General features: G+C 38.9%; 4 protein-coding genes and 1 pseudogene. 3 read left to right on the top strand and 2 right to left on the bottom strand.

Features of this window, described 5'->3' with window-relative positions:
- The 3 genes and pseudogenes from CWATDRAFT_RS30655 to CWATDRAFT_RS40845 form a co-directional block, all read left to right on the top strand.
- Nucleotides 1–409: ISAzo13-like element transposase-related protein (locus CWATDRAFT_RS30655; protein ID WP_007308588.1), on the top strand; the 409-nt coding region annotated here is incomplete at its 5' end.
- Between the two features lie 218 nt (nt 410–627).
- Nucleotides 628–1,236, top strand: a pseudogene (gene pilM / locus CWATDRAFT_RS30660) (type IV pilus assembly protein PilM); the annotation flags it as partial.
- A gap of 360 nt (nt 1,237–1,596) precedes the next feature.
- Nucleotides 1,597–1,776: a PilN domain-containing protein gene (locus CWATDRAFT_RS40845; protein ID WP_326997450.1), complete on the top strand. Its 180-nt coding sequence runs from the start codon at nt 1,597–1,599 to the stop codon at nt 1,774–1,776.
- Nucleotides 1,777–1,793: 17 nt separating this feature from the next.
- Here CWATDRAFT_RS40845 and CWATDRAFT_RS30670 read toward each other — a convergent pair whose 3' ends face one another.
- Nucleotides 1,794–2,435: a transposase gene (locus CWATDRAFT_RS30670; RefSeq protein WP_007308592.1), complete on the bottom strand. Its 642-nt coding sequence runs from the start codon at nt 2,433–2,435 to the stop codon at nt 1,794–1,796.
- A 64-nt stretch (nt 2,436–2,499) separates the two neighbouring features.
- Complete coding sequence (locus CWATDRAFT_RS30675; RefSeq protein ID WP_007308591.1) at nt 2,500–3,081, bottom strand: helix-turn-helix domain-containing protein; 582 nt, start codon at nt 3,079–3,081, stop codon at nt 2,500–2,502.
- Between the last annotated feature and the right edge of the window lie 231 nt (nt 3,082–3,312).

Raw genomic sequence — 3,312 nt, forward strand, 5'->3', positions numbered from 1 at the left:
AAATGAAAAGCAGCAACTAGAGAACATCCAAATTAAAGTTGATAATGGACCAGAAAATAGTGGAATAAGAAGGCAATTTTTGAAGAGAATGGTAGAGTTTGCCGACCAAACTAAGAAATCTATTCAATTACTATATTTTCCTCCTTATCACAGTAAATATAATCCCATAGAAAGATGTTGGGGAATTTTAGAGAGGCATTGGAAAGGAACACTTCTGGGAAATGCTCAAACGATGTTAGCTTGGGTAAAAACTATGACATGGAAAGGCTTAAATCCGATAGTTAAGTTAAGTAAAAAAGTTTATCAAAAAGGAATTTCTTTAACGAAAAAAGAGATGAAGGAAATTGAGAAACGTTTAGAACGTAATCCTCACTTACCTAAATGGGATATTTTGATTAGACCCAGTTAGTCTAAAAAGTTAATAAGAGTGTAAAATTAAGTGAATTTCCTTTTTAAAAATAGTCAAAGCTAATTTAAAAGTTAGCGTATTTCTTTCTTTTAGATAGGGAGGTTTTTGTTCGCGGAAAGTATCCGCGAACAACTTTTTATTTTTCCCTTTTCGCTTATTTGAGATGTTCTACAAACAGATTCTGAGAATGGGTGGGAAACTTTTTCTTGGAAAGCACCCAAGCAGGTTTACAAGTTGATGTACTAGAAATCAACAGTTTTTCCGTCATTCGTACCATTCGCGAACAACTGCGACAGTTTGGTTCCTCAGAAGCTGCCGTGTTGGTGGATGTAGAATTTGATAGCACAGAAATTGCCATTGTAGTCGATGGAGTACCCCAATTTTCTCGAACCGTTCCCATTGGGACCTTTCAGATGCAAAATGCCCTCTCACGGGCTATGAATTTACCGGCCTCTCGTAACCCAGAAATTCTGCAAGGAATGACCATCCCTGTTACCCAGTTCGACAGTTTAACCACCCAAGGAACCGCCGTTAATCCAGGGATGACAGCCTTGATGCGAGTTTTAGGGGAATTAACCGATGAGTTACGTCGTTCCATTAACTTTTATTTAAACCAAAGTGAAGAACTAGAAGTGGTTCAATTATTATTAGCCGGGCCTGGGGGCGGTTTAGTACAATTAGATGAATACTTTACCAATCGTCTCAGTTTGCCGACGATGCAAATTGACCCCATTGCTGATTTATCCTTGGAAATGGATAAGGATATTCCGGCCGTGCAAAGGCCAGCCTTAGGAACCGTCTTAGGTTTAGAATTACGGGAGGTGTAATCTATGTACAGTTTAGATGTTAATTTTCTTAAAGATCGTCATCTCGAGACCAACACAAAAACAACTCTAGCCCCCCAGTCTCGTGGTTCTTCGTTAAAAGAACAAATTCCCCTGGTAATTGGCGGGGCAATCATGGTTATCTTACCAGCAATAACAGGCAGTTCTCTGTTGGTGTTGAATTAGTTATCATCTTCAAAGGAACAAAGTATCCAGGAATTAGAAACTCAACTGGGACAATTAAACGCACAAAACAAAAACATTGAATAGATTAATGCCAAACTCGAGCAAAATGATCAAGAAATTCAATCTTTAGTCACTGTCTTTAATCAAATTCGCCCCTGGTCAGCTATTCTCAAGGAAATTGAAGCTCAAGTTCCCCTCAATGTTCAGGTGGGTTCTATTGTGCAAACAGACAGCGAAGTAACCATTGCTGGTTATGCCCTCAATTATGATGATCTCAATGACTTTTTGTTGACCTTACAAAGTTCCCCCCTGCTAGACGCAGAAAAAACCGTCATTAAAACGGCTAGTGCAGCTTAGCAAAAATAATCCACCAGTCACTTATGATCTTTAAAGCCCTTAAATTTCCAAACGAACGGCTTAGCAAAATGTTGATTAAAGTAATCAATAAAATTGAGAATTTTTTGGGATAGTTCTTCAGTTGAACGGACAGTAATTCTTTTGAGTAAACGCCTGACTAAGATCGAAAACCAACACTCAATTTGATTAAGCCACGATGTATGTTTGGGAATATAAACAAAGCGAATTCGATGAGATTCATCTGATAAAAAATCTGCTCTGCTGTCCATAGATTGCAAAATTCCCTCCTTTCCTTTTCTCCCCAGATCAATAGTAATTCCACAGCTTTCTGCTACTAATTTGACTAAGCTTTCCGATTTATGAGTGTTGAGTTTATCTACAATAAAAATCCATTCTGCTTTTTCATCAATCTTAATCACTCTCTGGATATGTTCAGAAAAATCTTGTTCTGTTCTTGTCGGTCCAATAGAGGGACTAACAACTTTTCCTCTTGCCACATCCCAGTTCGCAATCAAGCTTAAAGTTCCGTGTCTTTCATATTCAAATTCGATTTTTTCTACTTGTTTAGGCTTGATTCTTTTGTTCGGAAATAATCTCTCAAGAGCTTGAATCCCTGTCATTTCATCTGTACTAATTAAATGAATTCCTTGTTCTAACAAAGTTTTAGCTTCTTGATGAAGTTCACAGATATATTTGACTTGCTTTTTAAATTTTAAGGGATCATCAATTTTGGCATTTAACCAGTAACGAACAAGATGTGGTTGTAATGTCGCTTCTTTTTAAAAAACGCCCCACACTACGGGGGGAAATCTTTTCGACAATTCCTCTTTTTATGGCTTCATCCGCCAACTCTGAAGGTGTCCAATGGCTCACTGGTCTGTCTGATTTTTCACATTCTTCACAAGCGATCTCTACAATCTGGACTACTTGTTCGACCGTAAAGGATTTTGTTGTTCCAGGTCTTGGGCGATCGCTTAAAATTCCTTTGATCAAGACCATTAATGCTTTCTCCGTTACCTGTTGTTCTTCGGCGGCACTCAGTTTTTCTCTCTCCTCAAACCATCGCGATCGCCACTGACGCACCTGTACTCGGTCTAATTCTAATCTTCGACTAATCGAACTATTGCTCTCTCCTGATGCTGCGGCTAAGATTAGCTTGGCTCGTCTAACAAGGCGATAGGGGTTTGTTGTCCCTCTCACTATTTGTTGGAGTACTGTTTTCTGTAGGTTGGAGAGGTTAATTGGCAATGCTTTTATCATGGACATCAACTTCGAGATTCTTCCGTTAGTTTCATTGAAACACATTGTCGTGGCTAGTCACGAAAGTTTCTGTAAAAATCTGGTGGATTACTTTCGCCAAGCTGCACTAGTTTACAGGACTTTCCCATAGAAACCGAAAATACCCCCGAAAATCTAGAAATAGAATTTCCTCAAGGGGTTAAATATACTATCACCACTGCTATTAGCGATCGCCCCTCGTCAGAGTTATTACAAGACTTGAATCGTAGGGTGCGGTACGACTCGATTCATCGACTC

It is taken from the genome of Crocosphaera watsonii WH 8501 (assembly GCF_000167195.1).
In the GTDB taxonomy this organism is placed as follows: Bacteria; Cyanobacteriota; Cyanobacteriia; order Cyanobacteriales; family Microcystaceae; genus Crocosphaera; species Crocosphaera watsonii.